At 66.8% G+C, this 271-nt stretch carries 1 pseudogene; it reads right to left on the reverse strand.

The features are described 5' to 3' along the window. Nucleotides 1-2 precede the first annotated feature (2 nt). Nucleotides 3-271: pseudogene (locus AAEY79_RS14975) on the reverse strand (hypothetical protein); the annotation flags it as partial.

Consider the following 271-nt stretch of genomic DNA (forward strand, 5'->3'; position numbering starts at 1 on the left):
CTCTACAACGGCAATGCCGATTCGCGCCGCAGCTTGTCGCCGGCCGGGTTGAGCGCTTCGCGCAGGAAGCCGAAACCGGTACGGCGGTCGAGGCGGAACAGGGTGTTGGTGACATACACGTCGTCGCGCACACCCACCACTTCCACCACCTCGCTGACGCAACGGCGCCCATCGGGCAGGCGCGTCAGTTGCACCACCACATCCAGTGCGGCGCAGATCATCTGCCGCAGGGTTTTCTCCGCCACCACACGGCCGGTCAGGCCCACCAGGG

Origin of the sequence: Psychrobacter sp. GW64-MNA-CIBAN-0177 (assembly GCF_040309585.1) — a bacterium.
Lineage (GTDB): Bacteria > Pseudomonadota > Gammaproteobacteria > Pseudomonadales > Moraxellaceae > Psychrobacter > Psychrobacter okhotskensis.